At 65.4% G+C, this 16,227-nt stretch carries 19 protein-coding genes; 9 read left to right on the top strand and 10 right to left on the bottom strand.

Features of this window, described 5'->3' with window-relative positions; translation table 11 throughout:
* Nucleotides 1-14: 14 nt before the first annotated feature.
* Complete coding sequence (locus tag ACTTAI_RS18020) at nt 15-1,244, top strand: anaerobic sulfatase maturase (RefSeq protein ID WP_444452871.1); 1,230 nt, start codon at nt 15-17, stop codon at nt 1,242-1,244.
* Nucleotides 1,245-1,339: 95 nt separating this feature from the next.
* Nucleotides 1,340-1,930 carry a hypothetical protein gene (locus ACTTAI_RS18015; RefSeq protein WP_444452870.1) on the top strand — a complete coding sequence of 197 codons (591 nt, stop codon included), beginning with the start codon at nt 1,340-1,342 and terminating at the stop codon, nt 1,928-1,930.
* Here the strand turns inward: ACTTAI_RS18015 and ACTTAI_RS18010 are convergent.
* A complete protein-coding gene (locus ACTTAI_RS18010) occupies nt 1,922-2,806 on the bottom strand; it encodes a choline sulfate utilization transcriptional regulator (protein WP_444452869.1) in 885 nt (294 codons plus the stop codon). The two genes, ACTTAI_RS18015 and ACTTAI_RS18010, sit on opposite strands and share 9 nt — an antisense overlap.
* Before the next feature lie 103 nt (nt 2,807-2,909).
* Here ACTTAI_RS18010 and ACTTAI_RS18005 point away from each other — a divergent pair, with 103 nt between their 5' ends.
* Entirely contained in the window at nt 2,910-3,854 is a 945-nt protein-coding gene (locus tag ACTTAI_RS18005; RefSeq protein ID WP_444452868.1) for a choline ABC transporter substrate-binding protein, read from the top strand.
* A gap of 14 nt (nt 3,855-3,868) precedes the next feature.
* Nucleotides 3,869-5,383: a choline-sulfatase gene (betC, locus tag ACTTAI_RS18000; protein WP_444452867.1), complete on the top strand. Its 1,515-nt coding sequence runs from the start codon at nt 3,869-3,871 to the stop codon at nt 5,381-5,383.
* Nucleotides 5,384-5,412: 29 nt separating this feature from the next.
* Here betC and ACTTAI_RS17995 read toward each other — a convergent pair whose 3' ends face one another.
* The 9 genes from ACTTAI_RS17995 to rsxA all read right to left on the bottom strand — a co-directional run bounded on the left by ACTTAI_RS17995 (nt 5,413) and on the right by rsxA (nt 12,276).
* On the bottom strand, nt 5,413-5,691 hold the full coding sequence (locus ACTTAI_RS17995; RefSeq protein WP_444452866.1) for a hypothetical protein: 279 nt from the start codon (nt 5,689-5,691) through the stop codon (nt 5,413-5,415).
* Between the two features lie 72 nt (nt 5,692-5,763).
* Entirely contained in the window at nt 5,764-6,789 is a 1,026-nt protein-coding gene (locus ACTTAI_RS17990) for an FAD-dependent oxidoreductase (RefSeq protein ID WP_444452865.1), read from the bottom strand.
* A 34-nt stretch (nt 6,790-6,823) separates the two neighbouring features.
* Nucleotides 6,824-7,081 carry an RnfH family protein gene (locus ACTTAI_RS17985; protein WP_444452864.1) on the bottom strand — a complete coding sequence of 86 codons (258 nt, stop codon included), beginning with the start codon at nt 7,079-7,081 and terminating at the stop codon, nt 6,824-6,826.
* A complete protein-coding gene (locus ACTTAI_RS17980) occupies nt 7,078-7,809 on the bottom strand; it encodes an electron transport complex subunit E (protein ID WP_444452863.1) in 732 nt (243 codons plus the stop codon). The genes ACTTAI_RS17985 and ACTTAI_RS17980 overlap by 4 nt, the downstream gene beginning before the upstream one ends.
* A 10-nt stretch (nt 7,810-7,819) precedes the next feature.
* Nucleotides 7,820-8,473, bottom strand: coding sequence for an electron transport complex subunit RsxG (gene rsxG, locus ACTTAI_RS17975; RefSeq protein ID WP_444452862.1), 654 nt, complete (start codon nt 8,471-8,473; stop codon nt 7,820-7,822).
* The gene (locus ACTTAI_RS17970; protein WP_444455802.1) at nt 8,470-9,549 is read right to left on the bottom strand and encodes an RnfABCDGE type electron transport complex subunit D; all 1,080 of its coding nucleotides are present in this window, start codon (nt 9,547-9,549) and stop codon (nt 8,470-8,472) included. Before ACTTAI_RS17970 ends, rsxG begins: the two co-directional genes overlap by 4 nt.
* Nucleotides 9,550-9,551: 2 nt before the next feature.
* Nucleotides 9,552-11,114 carry an electron transport complex subunit RsxC gene (rsxC, locus tag ACTTAI_RS17965; protein ID WP_444452861.1) on the bottom strand — a complete coding sequence of 521 codons (1,563 nt, stop codon included), beginning with the start codon at nt 11,112-11,114 and terminating at the stop codon, nt 9,552-9,554.
* Nucleotides 11,111-11,674, bottom strand: coding sequence for an RnfABCDGE type electron transport complex subunit B (locus ACTTAI_RS17960; RefSeq protein ID WP_444452860.1), 564 nt, complete (start codon nt 11,672-11,674; stop codon nt 11,111-11,113). The genes rsxC and ACTTAI_RS17960 overlap by 4 nt, the downstream gene beginning before the upstream one ends.
* A gap of 20 nt (nt 11,675-11,694) precedes the next feature.
* Nucleotides 11,695-12,276, bottom strand: coding sequence for an electron transport complex subunit RsxA (rsxA, locus tag ACTTAI_RS17955; protein WP_444452859.1), 582 nt, complete (start codon nt 12,274-12,276; stop codon nt 11,695-11,697).
* Nucleotides 12,277-12,697: 421 nt separating this feature from the next.
* Here rsxA and ACTTAI_RS17950 point away from each other — a divergent pair, with 421 nt between their 5' ends.
* Genes ACTTAI_RS17950 through ACTTAI_RS17930 form a run of 5 tightly spaced genes read left to right on the top strand, consistent with a single transcriptional unit; the run spans nt 12,698 to nt 16,137 of the window.
* Nucleotides 12,698-14,005: an FprA family A-type flavoprotein gene (locus ACTTAI_RS17950; protein WP_444452858.1), complete on the top strand. Its 1,308-nt coding sequence runs from the start codon at nt 12,698-12,700 to the stop codon at nt 14,003-14,005.
* A gap of 20 nt (nt 14,006-14,025) precedes the next feature.
* Nucleotides 14,026-14,313, top strand: a complete 288-nt coding sequence (gene fdxC / locus ACTTAI_RS17945; RefSeq protein ID WP_110806773.1) for a ferredoxin FdxC — start codon at nt 14,026-14,028, stop codon at nt 14,311-14,313.
* Between the two features lie 21 nt (nt 14,314-14,334).
* Nucleotides 14,335-14,556: a ferredoxin FdxN gene (gene fdxN, locus ACTTAI_RS17940; RefSeq protein ID WP_444455801.1), complete on the top strand. Its 222-nt coding sequence runs from the start codon at nt 14,335-14,337 to the stop codon at nt 14,554-14,556.
* A gap of 1 nt (nt 14,557) precedes the next feature.
* On the top strand, nt 14,558-15,037 hold the full coding sequence (locus ACTTAI_RS17935; protein WP_444452857.1) for a SoxR reducing system RseC family protein: 480 nt from the start codon (nt 14,558-14,560) through the stop codon (nt 15,035-15,037).
* A complete protein-coding gene (locus tag ACTTAI_RS17930; RefSeq protein WP_444452856.1) occupies nt 15,034-16,137 on the top strand; it encodes an FAD:protein FMN transferase in 1,104 nt (367 codons plus the stop codon). The genes ACTTAI_RS17935 and ACTTAI_RS17930 overlap by 4 nt, the downstream gene beginning before the upstream one ends.
* Nucleotides 16,138-16,227 lie beyond the last annotated feature (90 nt).

Raw genomic sequence — 16,227 nt, 5'->3', positions numbered from 1 at the left:
TCCATAGTTCCCCGATGTCGAACCTGCGTCGCCCCCAGCCCGCCCATCCGTTCCATGTCATGGCAAAGCCTATCGGGCCGCGCTGCAATCTGGCCTGCGACTACTGCTATTACCTTGAGAAGGAAGCGATGTTTCCGGCGGGTCATCGCTTTCGGATGGATGATGCCGTGCTGCACCGGTTTGTCGCCGACTATATCGCCAGCCAGGCTGCGGCAGGTATTCGCGAGATTTCCTTTGCCTGGCAGGGCGGCGAGCCGATGCTGATGGGGCTGGAATGGTTTCGCAAGCTGGTGGCGCTGCAAGCCCGGCTCTGTCCACCCGGGCATCAGGTTTCGAACCTGATCCAGACGAATGGCACGCTGATTTCCGAGGCCTGGGCCAACTTCTTCGCCGAGCAGGATTTTCTGGTTGGTCTCAGCCTCGATGGTCCGCCCGACATGCACGATGCCGCGCGGCCCGACCGGCGCGGGCGGCCGTCGTCGGCGGCGGTGTTGCGTGGGCTCGAGCGGCTGCAGCGGGCCGGGGTCCGGGTCAATCTGCTGACCGTGGTCTCGCAGGCCACTGTCGCCGATCCGGTGGCGGTCTATCGCTATCTGGCGGGGCTTGGCCCGGAATTCCTGCAATTCATCCCGGCGCATGAACGCCTCCTGCCCGACGGCCGCCGCGCAGGCGCCCCCGGGCGCGGCGACAAGGGGGCGGTGCTGGCGCCTTTCTGCGTCACCGGGGCGGAGTATGGCCGCTTTCTCTGCGCCGTTTTCGACGACTGGATCGCCCGCGATGTCGGCCGTATCTTCGTGCAGCATTTCGACGAGATGCTGGGGCTGATGCTGGGCGAACCCGCGGGGCTGTGCGTCTTTGCCGAGACCTGCGGCACGGCGCTGGCGCTGGAACAGGACGGCGGGCTTTTCGCCTGCGATCACTATGTCTACCCCGAGTTTCGGCTGGGCAACATCAAGGCCCGCCCGGTGGGGGAACTGGCCGCGCTGCCAAAGGCGCGGAGCTTCGGCAAGGACAAGCAGGCGGGGCTCTGCGCCACCTGCCGCGCCTGCGACTGGCGCTTTGCCTGCAACGGCGGCTGCCCGAAGCATCGCACGGCGCCCGAGCCGGGTGGGCCGGGCCGGATCAACCATTTCTGCGACGGTTATCGGATGTTTCTGACCCATGCTGCGCCCAGCCTGCGCCGCATGGGCGCGCTGATCACCTCGGGTCGCCCCGCCGCGGCGATCATGGCTGAGCCCCGCTGAACCGCTCAAATGCCCGGGGTATTTCCCTGCGATCGCAAGGCTTCCTTCATCTCCGCGCGCGATCCTGTGCCGGGGACCGATCCAGAAGGACCAGTGTGATGATTTCCGCCATTTCCGCCGCGCAGCTGTCCGCGCAGGCACACACCGCCCAAACCACGACAGCCAGCACCTCGGCCTTTACCCTTTCGGAGGAGGCGGCGCAGCCTGAACCCGCGGCGGACCAGCCTCAGGATCGGGCCGATCCGGCACAATCGAGCAAGATGCAGGAAGCCCTTCTGCAGGCGCGCGCCGCGGAAGCGAGCGAAACCGAGCCAGCGACAACCGTCGGGCAGGAGGGGGAAGCTTCGTCAGAGGCCAGCGCCGAGAGCCCTCCTGCGGAGGGCGCAAGTGCCGATCCCGCCACGCCCGATGACACTGCCCCATCCGGAACAAGCGCCGCGGGCGATGCCGCGTCGGAGAAAAAGGAAATGAGCGACGCCGATCGCAAAAAGGCTGCGCGCAAGGCGGCGCAGGAGATCGAGGAGAGTTTCGACCGGATCAAGCAATTGCTGGCCAACCGGGTGCAGGTTCCCGAGGCCGCGCCGGGATCGCAGGCTGCGGCAAGTGCTTGGGCGGCCAGCCGCAAGGTGTTGGGAATATCGTCTCTCCCCTCTGCTACCGCAGCCGCCAGCACCACCTCAACCTGAGCTCAGCCCCGCTTCGGCCCGCAGCCAGGACCAGAGCGCCTCGGCGGCGGCATCCCGCGGGCCGGTCGCGACCAGAAAATAGCCCCGCTCAGGGCTCGCAAGTTCCGGCCCGGCCTCGACCAGCTGATCACGGGCCAGAAGCCGGTCGACCAGCCCGCGCCAGCCAAGCGCCACCCCTTGACCGGCCAGCGCCGCCTCGATCACCAGCGCATAGGTGTTGAAGCGCAGATCCCCCCGTTCGGCATGCGGATCGCGGACGAGCGTCAGCGCGCGCAGGTAGGAGGGCCAGTCGAACCAGACCGCCCCCGGCTCGGCATCGAGATGAATGAGCGGCGCATCGGGCAAGACCCCCGCAGGCAGACCGGCCCGCAGCGCAGGCGCGCAGACCGGCACCACCGCTTCGGGCATGATCTGCACCGCGTCCGGGCCAAGCTCGGCGCGGGTGGCAAAGACCACCGCCATCTCGCCCTCGGCCCGGACCCCGGCGTGCTGCAGCGCGACGATCTGCAATTCAAGTTCGGGGTGAGCGGCGCGAAACAGATGCAGTCGCGGCATCAGCCAAAGCGAGGAAAAGGCGTAATCGGTGAACAGCCGCAGTGCCTTGCGCCGGGGCTGCGGGCGCAGCTCTTCGGCCAGCGCATCGACCTGAGCGACCGCGCGGGACAGGATGTCATGAAGCGCCCGCCCCTCGGCGGTCAGATCGACGCCGCGGGCCTTGCGGGTCAGCAGGGCCACGCCGAATTCCCCCTCGGCGCGGCGGATCTGATAGCTGACGGCAGGCTGGGTGATGTTCAGCCGCGCGGCCGCCTCGGACAGGCTGCCCGCCCGCCCGACCTCGACGAAAACCCGCATCCAACCGAGATCGACCCGCCGCATCAGACATAAACCTTCTTTATCGCAGGCATTCAGAAATTGCCCCTATACAGGGCAAACTGTCTCACCTTTCATAAGCGAATAAAATAGCTGACAGGGAGCCAGCATGATCCTCTCCATCGCCTGCCGCACGGGGCTTTCCGTTGCACTCCTGTTGTCCAGCGCCGCGATGGCACTGGCCGATGACGCCTCCTGCGCGGCGATCCGGCTGTCGGACCCGGGTTGGACCGACATCACCGCGACGAATGTCGTCGCCTCGGTGGTGCTGACCGGCCTTGGCTATGCGCCCGAGGTGAAGACGCTCTCGGTGCCGATCGGCTACGAATCGATGAAGAACGGCGAAATCGACGTGTTTCTGGGCAACTGGATGCCGGCGCAGCAACATTTCATCGACGATCTGACCAAGGCCGATGCAGTCGAGCACATCACGCAGAACCTGACCGGGGCGAAGTTCACGCTGGCCGTGCCGACGGCCGAAGCGGGCAAGGGCGTGCATGACTTTGCCGATCTGGCCGCGCATGGCGATGATTTCGACCACAAGATCTATGGCATCGAGCCGGGCGCGCCCGCCAATGCCAATATCCAGAAGATGATCGACACGAATGATTTCGGCCTGAAGGACTGGGAACTGGTCGAATCGGGGGAACAGGCGATGCTCGCGCAGGTCGATCGCGCGGTGAAAGAGGGCAAGGGGATCGTCTTCCTCGCCTGGGCGCCGCATCCGATGAACGCGAATTTCGACCTGACCTATCTCTCGGGCGGCGACGCCTATTTCGGGCCGGATTTCGGTGGCGCGACCGTGCACACGCTGGCCCGCAAGGGCTGGACCGGATCGTGCCCGAATGCGGGCAAGCTGTTCTCGAACCTTGTGTTCGAGGTCGGCATGGAGAACGAGCTGATGGGCTCGATCCTGGGCGGCACCGATGCCAAGGTTGCAGCGACCGACTGGATCAAGGCGCATCCCGAGGTGCTTGGCCCGTGGCTTGACGGTGTGACGACGCTCGACGGCAAGCCGGGCGATGCGGCGGTCAAGGCCGCGCTGGGACTTTAAGGACGCGCCGGACCATGGACACCCGCCCGAATATCCTTGTCATCATGGTGGATCAGGCCAACGGGACGCTGTTTCCCGACGGTCCGGCCCCGTTCCTGCACACGCCGAACCTGAAGCGTCTGGCAAAGCGGTCCGTCCGCTTTGCCAACACCTATACGGCCAGCCCCTTGTGTGCGCCCGCGCGGGCGTCCTTCATGTCGGGGCAATTGCCCAGTCGCACCCGGGTCTATGACAATGCGGCCGAATTCGCCTCGGACATCCCGACCTTCGCGCATCATCTGCGCCGGGCGGGCTATGCGACGACCCTGTCGGGCAAGATGCATTTCGTTGGCCCCGATCAGCTGCACGGCTTCGAGGAGCGGCTGACGACCGACATTTACCCCGCCGATTTCGGCTGGACGCCGGATTACACCAAGCCGGGCGAGCGGATCGACTGGTGGTATCACAACCTTGGCTCGGTCACTGGCGCGGGCGTGGCCGAGATCAGCAACCAGATGGAATATGACGACGAGGTTGCGTATCACGCGATGCGCAAACTTTACGACCTGTCGCGGCGGCAGGATGATCGGCCGTGGTGCCTGACGGTGTCCTTCACCCATCCGCACGACCCCTATGTGGCGCGCAAGCGGTTCTGGGATCTATACGAGGAAAGCCCGGCGCTGGACCCCAGCGTTCCAGAGCTTCCGTTTGAGGATCAGGACCCGCAATCGAAGCGTATTTTGGAATCCTGTGATTTCAGAAATTTCGAAATCACTCCCGAAATGATCCGTCGCGCCCGCCAGGGGTATTTTGCATCGGTGAGTTATATCGATGAAAAGATAGGGGAAATCCTTGATGTGCTGGAGCGCGGACGGATGGCGGACAACACGATCATCGTCTTCGTCTCGGATCATGGCGACATGCTGGGCGAGCGCGGGCTGTGGTTCAAGATGAACTTCTTCGAGGGCTCGGCGCGGGTGCCGATGATGATCGCGGCGCCCGGATGGAAGCCCGGGCGGATCGATACGCCGGTTTCCACGCTCGACATCACCCCGACTTTGGCGGCCTTGGCCGGGATCGACATTTCCACACTGTCACGCTGGACCGATGGGGTCGATCTGGCTCCGGTGGCCAAAGGCGCGGGCCGGGCTGCGGTGCCGATGGAATATGCGGCCGAGTCGACGATCGCGCCGATGGTCTGTCTGCGCGAGGGGCGCTACAAGCTGATGCTTTGCGACGCCGATCCGCCGATGCTTTACGACCTCGAGACCGATCCGCAGGAATTGGTGAACCTTGCCACCGCGCCAGAGCATGCCGAGGTGCTGAAGCGGCTGACCGAACAGGCGATGGCGCGTTGGGATCTGGGCGCCTTCGATGCGGCGGTGCGCGAAAGTCAGGCGCGGCGCTGGGCGGTTTATGACGCCTTGCGCAACGGGGCCTATTTCCCGTGGGATTACCAGCCGCTGCAAAAGGCGTCCGAGCGCTACATGCGCAACCACATGGACCTGAACGTGCTGGAAGAAAACCAGCGCTATCCGCGCGGCGAATGAAAAAGGGGGCTGCCCGCACGGGCAGCCCTTCAGTGTTTGAAGCGACGCACCAGCGTCCAGATCCCCAACAGAACCCCCATCTGGATCGCATTCGTCACGAGGCCGATCAGCGCGGCGACGATGAACCAGACATTGCCATTCGGCAAAAGCAGCGGGATCAGCAGCGCCACCAGCACAAGACCGGCGGCCAGTGTCGGGATCTTGCCCAGTCGGTCTTCCAGCCGCGGTTGCAAGCCGATCACCGCGGCCAGAAGCAGGATGCGCAGCGGATCACCGATCTGGGTGATGAAAATGTCGATTAGTCCCAATGCTCTCCTCCCTGTGAGCCAGACCGCGCGACATTAGGTGCCGCTGCCGCTTTCGCCAAGGATTTTCCCGGATCAGGCTTGCGCATCCGTTGCCGCAGCCACCGAGAGCCGGGCACCATCGAGCGTGCGCGCGGCGCCCTTGCGGGCATCACCAAGAACGATGGCTTCGCTGCGCAGCATCGAGCGGCCCCGGGTATCGCAGGGGCACCAGCCCGAGGCATCGACCAGACCCGCGGTGCGGGCGATTGCGCCCGCGACATGCGGCGGCACGAAGTTGATCACATCGGCCGTCAGGCGCCCGGCATCGGTCTCGATCCGGCCCGCATGGGCATCGACGGCGCGGACGGTGGCGCCTTGTGCCGCGTTGACCCAGTTGACCTGTGCATCCAGCCCCTGCAGCCGTTTCGCCATCGCGAAGGATTGCGCCAGCGCCGGGGTCGGCGTCGCATCGAGAACCGTCAGCCGCGCCGCCGGGCGGCTGGCGGCAAGCTGGCGGCTCAGCACCAGCGCCCGGTTCAGCGCCACCTGCGGATGGCTCAGATCCGCGGGCAGGCGCAGCACGACATGACCGGCCTCGGGCAGGGCGGCGAGTTGCGCCGCCAGCCGCCGCGCCTCGCGCGGGTTGCCCCAGGCGGCGGGCATGCTGTAGCGGGCCTCGGCATCCAGCCCTTCGATCGCCTCGGCCTTGGCCGTCGTGCCCGGGGCGAGATAGAGCCGGTCAAAGGCGGCATCGCGACCCGAGAAAAGCGAGAGCCGCCCCGCCGTCCAGTCCACATCGACCACATCATCGAGCATCACCTCGATGCCCTGCGCCTTCAGCTGGGCCAGCGTCGCCTCGGTCTGCGGCGCGGCAAAGGCGGCGGCGGCCGCATCGCCCGTTTCGCGGGCCAGACGGGTCGGATCGCGTTCCAGCAGCGCCACCCGCAGCGTCGGATGGGCGGCACGCAGCGCGAGCGCCGCCTGTGCACCGGCGGGACCGGCGCCGATGATCACGGCGCGATCGGCGGGCGAGAGGGCAAGGCCGACCCCGCCCACCGCGGCAACGGCGGAGGTGGCGAAGAGACCGAGGGTGAGTTGGCGACGGGTCAGACGGGTCATCGGAAGTCTCCTGACGGAAGGGGGGACCGGGGGGTCAGCTTCTCTTTTCCAGCAATTCGGCTTCGGGATAGATCGGGCGGTAAATCTCGACCCGGTCCCCTTCCTTCAGCACCTTTTCCAGCGGGCAGATCTGGCCGAAGATGCCGATCTTTTGCGTGCTCAGATCGATTTCGGGGAACTGATCGAGCAGGCCCGATTTCTCGATCGCGTCGCGCGCTGTGGCGGTTTCGGGCACATCGACATTCTTCCAGACCTGCACGGTCGGCTTGGCATAGGCGACGCCCACGATCATGCCTCTTCTCCCATTTCCGGTTGCGGTTTCAGCACGCCCGCCGCAGTGAACACGCGTTCTTTGCGCATCTGCTTGATTTCCTGTTCGATCGTCGGCTTGCGGGCGTCGATCAGGCGCTTGAGCGCAAAAAGCCCGCCCACCACCAGAAAGCCGCCCGGCGGCAGGATCATGATCAGAAAGCCCGGGTAGTCGGGGAAAATCTTCATTTCCATGAAGGCGAAATGCGGGCCAAGCAGCAGCGAGGCCTGCGAGAAGAGCGTGCCCGATCCGAGGATTTCGCGGATCGCCCCAACCACCACCAGCGCCAGCGTGAAGCCGATCCCCATCATCAGCCCGTCCAGCGCCGAGGCGAGCACGCCAAAGCGCGAGGCAAAGGCCTCGGCCCGGCCAAGGATGGCGCAGTTCGTCACGATCAGCGCGATGAAAAGGCCGAGCACCTTGTGCAGATCATGCAGGAAGGCGTTCAGCGCCAGATCGACGACGGTCACGATGGCGGCGATGATCAGGATGAAGGCGGGGATGCGGATTTCCGGGGCGATGGTCTTGCGCAGCGCGGAAATCACCACGTTCGACAGGATCAGCACCACGGTCGTCGCCAGCCCCATGCCGAGCCCGTTCGTCGCCGTGCCGGTGATGGCGAGCGTCGGGCACAGGGCTAGCATCTGGCCCGTCACGATGTTCTTGTCCCACAATCCGTCGCGGGCGATCTTGGCGTAATTGTCCGACATGGGCGCCTCCTCAGGATTTCGCGGGCAGGGGCGCGGTCAGCGCCGCCTTGTTGCGGTCGAAGAAATTCAGGCCGCGGTAGATCGTCTTGACCACGGCGCGAGGGGTAATCGTGGCTCCCGAGAACTGGTCAAACACACCACCGTCACGTTTTACCTTCCAGTTCTCGCGGCTCGGGTCTTGGAGCGACTTGCCGGCAAAACCCAAGATCCAGTCGCTCTTGGCGGCCTCGATCTTGTCGCCGAGACCGGGCGTCTCGGTATGCGAGAGCACGCGGACACCGAGCAGCGTGCCATCGGGGGCGATGCCCAGAAGCACATGGATCAGACCGCTGTAGCCCGGGCCGGACATCTCGAAGGCGAGGCCGGTCACCGTGCCGGATTTGGCGGCGACATAGACCGAAACCGCACCTTCCTCGGCATCGGTGATCGGGCGCATCGAGGCTGCCAGATCGTTGTCGTGCAGATCGTGCGGGATCACCTGTTCGAGCGACGCCGCCAGATCCTCTGCGGCACGGGTCGCGATCGGGGCCGAAGTGCTGTCATTGGCAATCGCAAGCAGGACGGCGGTCGCCAGCGAGAAAAGCGCGAGCATGATGCCATGTGCGAGCGGCGAGGCCTTGAACCAGGGCAGTTGCGGCTTTTCGGGGGGCGGGGTGTCGGTCATTTCTGCGCTCCCTTCGCGGGCTTGCCTGCGCCAAGCGGTTTGCCGGTGCGCGAGCGCCCGAAGATCCGCGGCCGGATGTAGGTTTCGATGAGCGGGGTGACCGAGTTCATCAGCAGCACCGCAAAGGCCACGCCCTCGGGGAAGGCGCCAAAGGTGCGGATCACGAAGACGAGCGTGCCGATCCCGATGCCGTAGACCCATTTGCCCGCGGCGGTGACGGGCGAGGTGACGTAATCGGTGGCGATGAAGAAGGCGCAGAGCATCGTCGAGCCCGAGGTCAGATGCAGGATCGGCGGGGCGAAGCGGTCCGGCGCAAGGAAGGAGCATATTGCGGCAAGGCAGGCCAGCGTTCCAAGGAAGGCGATCGGAATCGTCGGGGTGATGATCCGCGTCAGCACTAGCATCAGCCCGCCGAGCAGCAGGAGCCCGGTCGAGGTTTCGCCAAGGCTGCCCGGCACAAGACCGATCATCCGGGCCTTCAGGTCGGCCAGTTGCGGCATGATCTGGCTCATCGTCGCCCCGGCGCCGATCTGGCTCTTGATATGGCTCAGCGTCGAAGCCGAGGACACCGCGTCGAACTCCTGCGATCCAAGGAAGGTGATCGAGAGCCCGTGCAGAAACGACGGTCCATTCATCAACCCGACCGGATCGACCCAGGTCGTCATGTGCACGGGCAAGGCGACGACGAGGAGGGCCCGGGCGACCATCGCCGGGTTGAACAGGTTCTGGCCAAGCCCGCCGTAAAGATGCTTGGCGATGACGATGGCGACAAAGGCGCCGATCACGCCGACCCACCAGGGCGCATAGGGCGGCAGCGTCATTGCGACGAGCCAGCCCGACAGGATCGCCGAACCGTCCGTCGCAAAGGGCCAGATCGGCTTGCCCGCGATCTTCAGGCAGGCAACCTCGAAGGTCCAGGCCGAGACGACCGTCGTCACGAAAAGGAAGATGGCAGGCCAGCCGAATTCCCAAAGCCCGAAGGCCGTGGCCGGGGTTAGCGCCGCGACCACCATCAGCATGGTGCGTGAGACGGTGAATAGCGTATGAGTGTGCGGCCCGGAAATGGGCATCGGCATGGTCACGGCGTGGCCTCCCCCTGAATCGCGGGTCCAGCGCTGGGCGGCGGCATCTCTGCCACGGCGGCGGCGGCTTCCTCGGCTTTTTTCTTCGCGGCCATCTCGGCCTTGCGCTTCAGCATCATCTGTTTTTTCGCTTCGGCGATGGCTTCCTCGCGGGCCTTTCGGGCGGCGGCGAGACGCTGGGTTTCTTCCTGCTGGTGCTTGCGGCTTTGCCGCTCGGCCAGCTTGCCCTTGGCGAACTGGAACGCCTGCACCAGCGGCAGGTTGGCGGGGCAGGTGTAAGAGCAGCAACCGCAGGAAAGGCAGTCCATCAGGCCGATCTTGGCCGCGCCGTCCAGATCATCGGCGCGGATGCGGGCATTGAGCTCGAACGGCGTCAGACCCACCGGGCAGCCCTGAACGCATCGGCCGCAGCGGATGCAGGGCATGGTTTTCGCCTCGGGCGTTTCCGCAGCCGTAAGTGCCAGAATCCCGTTCGTGCCCTTGATCACCGGCACCCGCCGATTCTGGATCGGCATCCCCATCATCGGCCCTCCCAAGAGCAGCCGGTCTGGCTCCTCGATGAAGCCGCCGCAATGGGCGATGATTTCCGACACAGGCGTACCGATCATCACCCGCAGGTTGGCCGGGCGACGGATGCCGTGGCCCGAGACCGTCAGCGTCCGCGCGATCAAGGGTTCGCCATAGCGCACGGCCAGGTGGACCGCATGGGCGGTGGCGATGTTGTGCACGACGACGCCCAGATCGGCGGTCAGCGCCCGGGCCGGGGTTTCCTTGCCGGTCAGCATCTTCACCAGATGCTTTTCCGACCCCATCGGATATTGCGTTGGCACCACCTTGACCTTGAAGGTGTAGTTGAGCGCGCGGTTGTAGCGGGTCATCGACTCGATCGCTTGCGGTTTGTTCGACTCGATCGCTACCATCACCTGCGTGACGCCAAGAGCCTTGGCCATGATGCCGATGCCGTCGGCAATTTCCTCGGCGCGCTCGCGCATCAGCCGGTCGTCGCAGGTCAGATAGGGTTCGCATTCGGCGCCGTTGATGATCAGCGTATCAAGCGTGTATTTCGCCCGCAGGTTCAGCTTCACGGCCGAGGGGAAGGTGGCGCCCCCCATGCCGACGATCCCCGCCGCTGCCACCTGCGCTGCGATCTCTTCGGGCGAAGCGTTCTCGGGGCGGATGCGCGGCAGGTGCGGGCCCCATTTGTCTTCGCCGTCAGGGCGGATGGTGATCGTCGGCACCGGCAGACCCGAGGCATGCGGGGCCACGAAATGCCCCACCGCGATCACCCGCCCCGAGGTCGGCGCATGGATATTGGCCGAAAGCGGCCCACGCGCCTTGGCGATCAACTGGCCCTTCAGCACCAGATCGTCGCGTTTCACGATCGGCTCCGCCTCGGCGCCGATGTGCTGTTGCAACGGCAGCCGGATCAGCGTCGGGATCGGCATGGCCTCGATCTCGGATTCCGAGGTCAGATGCTTGTGGGTTTCCGGGTGAATCCCGCCGCGGATCGAAAAGGATTGCAGCGGGTGAAGCAGGGTGGCGATCGACGGAAGTCTCATGCTGCGGTCTCCGCGCTTGCCGCGACCAGACCCGGTTGCGGCTTGTCCCAATACCAGGTCTTCAGCGTTTTCGGCTTCACCCGGCTGACGATCGCCTCGGTCGGGCAGACCTCGATGCAGGCGTCGCAGCCGATGCAGGCGTCCATCACCACGGTGTGGATCTGCTTGGCGCCGCCGACGATCGCATCGGTCGGGCAGCGTTTGAAGCACTTCTGACAGCCGGTGCAGTGATCCTCGAAGACAAAGGCGACCATCGGCTCTATCTCGGCGATCGGGCAGGCCTGCGCGCCATCCTCGACGGTGACGATCTCGGCAAGAGCCAGCGCCACATCGCGTCCGCCCGGGGTGCAGGCGGTCACCGGCGCGTTGCCCTCGGCCATCGCCTCGGCCAGACCGTTGCAGCCGGGAAAGCCGCAGGCGCCGCAATTGGTGCCGGGCAGGATCTTCGCGATCTCCTCGACGATCGGCGGGGTCTCGACGTGGAACTTGCGGGCGGCGGCGCCGAGCAGGTACCCCAGCCCGAGCCCGAGGGCCGACATGGACGCGGCGGCTGTGATCATGGCAGGTCTCCTTTCGACGATCAGACGTGCACGAGCCCGGCAAAGCCCATGAAGGCGAGGCCCAGAAGCCCGCCGGAGATGAAGGCGATGGGGGTCCCGGCGAAGGTGGCGGGCACCGAAAGCTGCGCCAGCCGTTCCCGCATGCCGGCAAAGATCACCAGAACGAGAGTGAAGCCGACCGAGGCGCCAAAGCCGCTCAGCGTGCTCATCGCAAGGCTCAGATGGCCCTGGATGTACATCAGCGGCAGGCCAAGGACGGCGCAGTTGGTGGTGATCAGCGGCAGATAGATCCCCAATGCCTTGTGCAGGTCGGGGGTGACTTTGCGCATCACCGTTTCGATGAACTGCACGATCGCGGCGATCACAAGGATCATGCTCAGGATGCGCAGGAACTTCAGGTCGAGCGGCTCGAGAATCAGCGCCTCGACCAGCCAGCAGGCGGCCGAGGCGACGGTGATCACGAAGGTGGTGGCCAGCCCCATGCCGATCGCCGCGTCGGTCTTGCGCGAAACGCCCATGAACGGGCACAGCCCGAGGAACTTGACCAGCACGACGTTGTTCACGAGCGCGGTGCTCAAGAGGACGAGAAGGAAGTCTTGCATCGGTCTCCCCGGTTGGCTGTGCCGTCGCGCCGGTGATCGGGCGAAGGGCTTCATCGGGGATCAAGCAAGGGGCGTGCCAAGTGGGCGGGGCGGGCGCCTTCGCGCCCCCGTGTGCCCGCCCGCGTGTGCGTCCGCGCGCGCATCCGCCCCTGCGCCCGCGATAATAATGTGAGCGCCCCCGCCGCAGCTGCGAAGAGCGCCGATTTGCACGGGAAATCGGTGCGATCACGGCTTCGAGAGGGCGTTTTCCCAGTATTTCCGCCTGTTTCGCCGCAATGTCGGTTTCCCGACAATTTGTCGGGGCCGCCCCGCGATCTCTGTCGTCTTGCTGCCCCGCGTTCCTGTTTCACTGGGATTTGCGGCTTGGCACGTCTCTTGCTGCATCTCTTGTGCGGGCCGCCCGCAACCACAGGAGTATGCCTTGTCCGTTCCGCCCTTCACCATTCGCCCGGCTGCGCCCCGCCTTGAGGGGCCTTCGGGGCCGGTCGTGGTTGCGCCCGGCGTGCATTGGGTGGGGGCGCTCGATCCGGGGCTGCGCAGCTTCGACGTGATCCTGAAGACGGCGAACGGCACGACCTACAATTCCTATGCCGTGCGCGGTGCGGATGGCGTGGCGGTGATCGACACGGTGAAGGCGGAATTTGCCGACGAGTTCTTTGCCCGGCTCGAAGCCGTCGCCCGCTATGACGAGATCCGGCTGATCGTTCTGAACCATCTCGAGCCCGACCACACCGGCGCCGTGCCCGAGCTGTTGCGCCGCGCGCCGCAGGCGCAAGTGCGGCTCAGCCCGCGCGGCCTGCCGATGTTGCGCGCGCTGCTGAAGGACGAGTTCGAGCTTTACGACATCAAGGGCGTCACCACCGGGCAGTCGGTCAGCCTTGGTGATCGCACCTTGCAATTCTTCACCACGCCCTTCGTGCATTGGCCTGATACGCAATGCACCTGGCTTGCCAAGGAGCGGGTGCTGTTCACCTGTGACCTGTTCGGCAGCCATTATTGCGACGGGCGGCTGTTCAATGACCTTGTGGGCGATTTCCGGTTTTCGTTCGAATATTACTTCGACCGGATCATGCGCCCCTTCCGCAGCTTTGTGGCGCAAGCGATCGACCTGATCGAGCCCCTGGATTTCGGCATCATCGCGCCTGCGCACGGGCCGATCCTGCGCAGCCATCCGCGCGATTACCTGACCCATACCCGGCGGCTGATTTCCTCTCGCCTTGCCTCGGAAACCGGCAGCGAAAAGACCCTGCTGATCTTCTACGTTTCGGCCTACGGCGCCACCGCGCAGCTGGCGCAGGCGATCCATGACGGCGCCGCCGAAAGTCCTGATGTGCGGGTCTCTTTGTTTGATCTGGAGGGCGGCGAGATCGCTCCCTTCCTTGATCTGATCGAGGAGGCCGACGGCATCGCGCTGGGCACGCCGACGATCAATGGCGATGCGGTGCGCACGATCTGGGAAATGCTTGCGGCGCTCGTCGACATTGAAACCCGCGGCAAGCTGGGGGCGGCCTTTGGCTCTTACGGCTGGTCGGGCGAGGCGGTGCGGCTTGTCGAAAACCGCCTGCAGGGGCTGAAGATGCGTCTGCCCGAACCGGGGTTGCGGGTGAAGCTGCACCCCTCGGCGGCAGAACTGGAAGAGGGCCGCGCCTTCGGGCGGCGGCTTGCAGATCACCTGACTGGCCGGGCCGCGCCCCGCGAGGTCGACTTTGCCGAAATCGCGGCGCGCTGAACAACAACAAAGGACAGGACATGGACAAGGCTACACTGACGTTCACCGATGTCTCGATCACGGTCAACGTGCCCACCGGAACCCGCATCATCGAGATGTCGGAAAAGGTCGGCTCGGGCATCACCTACGGCTGCCGCGAAGGCGAATGCGGCACCTGCATGACGCATATCCTCGAAGGCGCCGAAAACCTGTCGGAGCCGACCGCCTTCGAAATCCGGGTGCTGGAAGAAAACCTTGGCGGCAAGGACGACCGTCTGGCCTGCCAGTGCCGCGTGCTTGGCGGTGCCGTCAAGGTCCGCCCCGCCTGAGAAACCAACGAAACGAAAGCCATCAGCCAGGAAAGGAAACCAGCCATGGCCATGAAGATCGATCCCGAACTCTGCACCTCCTGCGGCGACTGCGAACCGGTCTGCCCGACCAATGCGATTTCGCCGAAGAAAGGCGTCTATGTGATCAACGCCGACACCTGCACCGAATGCGAAGGCGAGCATGACCTGCCGCAATGCGTCAACGCCTGCATGACCGACAACTGCATCAACCCGGTGGCGTAAGATGACGGGCTGCTGCGACGACGGTCTTGCGACCGGTCCGCGCGATCTGCGCGAAAGGCTGCGGGTGATCGCGGTCAAGGGCGAAAGCCTCGTCGTCGCGGCAGATCGTGCCTCGGCCTGTGCCGCCTGTGCCGAGGCGAAGGGCTGCGGCACCAAGGTTCTGGTCTCGATGAGCCGGACCGATCTGATGACCATCGACCGCCCGCCGGGGCTCTCCGTTGTGGCGGGGGACGAGGTCGAGGTGGCGATCTCCGGCAACAGCCTGCTGGCCGGGGTCGGGCTGGCCTATCTGCTGCCCGCGGTCGCCTTTGTCGTCGCCCTTTCCGGCGCGACCGGGGCAGGGCTCTCGGATGGCGCTTCGGCACTGGTGGCGCTGATCGTGCTGGTGCTGTCGTTCCTGCCGGTGATCTTCGTCGAGCGCCAGGCGCGGCTGACACGGGCTTTGCAGGTGCTGGACGTGATCCCGGGCGGGTGCCGATGACGCGCCGCAAAACCGTTTTTCGGGCTGGTCTGGCGCTGGTGGCCGGGCTTGTCCTTGCCGGGGGTGTGCGGGTGATGAACACGCCAGCCCCTGATCTCCACGAGACTTTTTATGTCTTCGGCACGCTGCTTGAGGTCGAGACCCATGGCGTGCCGGAACCGCAGGCACGCAAGGCCATGGCGCGCGTTGGGGCGCATCTGCGGCAGATGCACCGCGACTGGCACGCCTGGAACCCGGGCGAGCTGGAAAGCTTGAATGCCGCCATCGCCGCCGGGAAGCCCTTTGAGGTCGATCCCGTTCTGGCGCAGCTTTTGCGCAAGGGGCGCGATCTGTCCTGCCGCTCTGGCGGGCTGTTCGATCCGGCCATCGGTGGGTTGATCGAGGCCTGGGGCTTTCATGCCGACGTCCCGCCCGATGGGTCTGCCCCGCCTGATCCGGCGGTTCTGGCGCGCCTGATGGCGGCGCATCCGAAAATGACCGATCTGCGGATCGATGGCACCACGGTCACCTCGATCAATCCCGCCGTGCAGCTGGATCTGGGCGCCTATGCCAAGGGCGCAGCGCTCGACATCGTCAAGGAAGATCTGAAGGCCGAGGGGGTCGAGGATGCGGTTCTGAATGCCGGCGGTGGCGTGCAGGTGATCGGTCGTCATGGGGCGCGTCCGTGGCGCGTGGCGATCCGCGATCCGTTCGAATGGGGCGTCGTCGGCGCGATTTCGCTGCGCCCGGGCGAGGCGCTGCACACTTCGGGCAATTACGAGCGCTATTTCGACAAGGGCGGTGTGCGGTTTTCCCATATCATCGATCCGCGCACCGGCAGCCCGATGCGCGGCATCGTCTCGGCCTCGGTTCTGGGGGGCAATGGCGTGCCTTCGGACGGGGCGGCGACGGCGCTCTGCGTTGCGGGCGAAAAGGACTGGCCGCGGGTGGCAGCGCAACTGGGGTTGACGTCGGTTTTGATCATCACCGACGACGGTCGAATGCTGGCGACGCCCGAGATGATGAAGCGACTCGAACCCGTGGAAGGCGGTTTCCCCGCCCCGATCACCGTCGTCGATCTGCCCAAGGATGTGGCAATCCCCTCCTGTCCCGAGGGCTGAACGCCCTTTGGCACGGGCTTTGCCATTCGCGCCGCGGTTCCAATCTGGACTTGGAACGATTCCATATTGCAGTGCAGCGACGATCACGCT

It is taken from the genome of Rhodobacter capsulatus (genome assembly GCF_052363175.1).
GTDB classification, from domain to species: Bacteria; Pseudomonadota; Alphaproteobacteria; order Rhodobacterales; family Rhodobacteraceae; genus Rhodobacter; species Rhodobacter capsulatus_D.
The sequence above is the reverse complement of the archived record's forward strand: the minus strand, read 5'-3'. Positions and strand labels throughout refer to the sequence as shown.

Excerpts from the sequence above, each read along its gene's own strand:
- ACTTAI_RS17985 (WP_444452864.1), bottom strand. The coding sequence starts at position 7,081 with ATGATCGTGGGCGTCGCCTATGCCAAGCCGACCGTGCAGGTCTGGAAG.
- fdxC (WP_110806773.1), top strand. The coding sequence starts at position 14,026 with ATGGACAAGGCTACACTGACGTTCACCGATGTCTCGATCACGGTCAAC.
- ACTTAI_RS18010 (WP_444452869.1), bottom strand. The coding sequence starts at position 2,806 with ATGCGGCGGGTCGATCTCGGTTGGATGCGGGTTTTCGTCGAGGTCGGG.
- ACTTAI_RS17960 (WP_444452860.1), bottom strand. The coding sequence starts at position 11,674 with ATGATCACAGCCGCCGCGTCCATGTCGGCCCTCGGGCTCGGGCTGGGG.
- ACTTAI_RS17930 (WP_444452856.1), top strand. The coding sequence starts at position 15,034 with ATGACGCGCCGCAAAACCGTTTTTCGGGCTGGTCTGGCGCTGGTGGCC.
- ACTTAI_RS17970 (WP_444455802.1), bottom strand. The coding sequence starts at position 9,549 with ATGCCGATGCCCATTTCCGGGCCGCACACTCATACGCTATTCACCGTC.
- rsxC (WP_444452861.1), bottom strand. The coding sequence starts at position 11,114 with ATGAGACTTCCGTCGATCGCCACCCTGCTTCACCCGCTGCAATCCTTT.
- ACTTAI_RS18020 (WP_444452871.1), top strand. The coding sequence starts at position 15 with ATGTCGAACCTGCGTCGCCCCCAGCCCGCCCATCCGTTCCATGTCATG.
- rsxA (WP_444452859.1), bottom strand. The coding sequence starts at position 12,276 with ATGCAAGACTTCCTTCTCGTCCTCTTGAGCACCGCGCTCGTGAACAAC.
- ACTTAI_RS17980 (WP_444452863.1), bottom strand. The coding sequence starts at position 7,809 with ATGTCGGACAATTACGCCAAGATCGCCCGCGACGGATTGTGGGACAAG.
- rsxG (WP_444452862.1), bottom strand. The coding sequence starts at position 8,473 with ATGACCGACACCCCGCCCCCCGAAAAGCCGCAACTGCCCTGGTTCAAG.
- betC (WP_444452867.1), top strand. The coding sequence starts at position 3,869 with ATGGACACCCGCCCGAATATCCTTGTCATCATGGTGGATCAGGCCAAC.
- ACTTAI_RS17935 (WP_444452857.1), top strand. The coding sequence starts at position 14,558 with ATGACGGGCTGCTGCGACGACGGTCTTGCGACCGGTCCGCGCGATCTG.
- ACTTAI_RS17990 (WP_444452865.1), bottom strand. The coding sequence starts at position 6,789 with ATGACCCGTCTGACCCGTCGCCAACTCACCCTCGGTCTCTTCGCCACC.
- ACTTAI_RS18005 (WP_444452868.1), top strand. The coding sequence starts at position 2,910 with ATGATCCTCTCCATCGCCTGCCGCACGGGGCTTTCCGTTGCACTCCTG.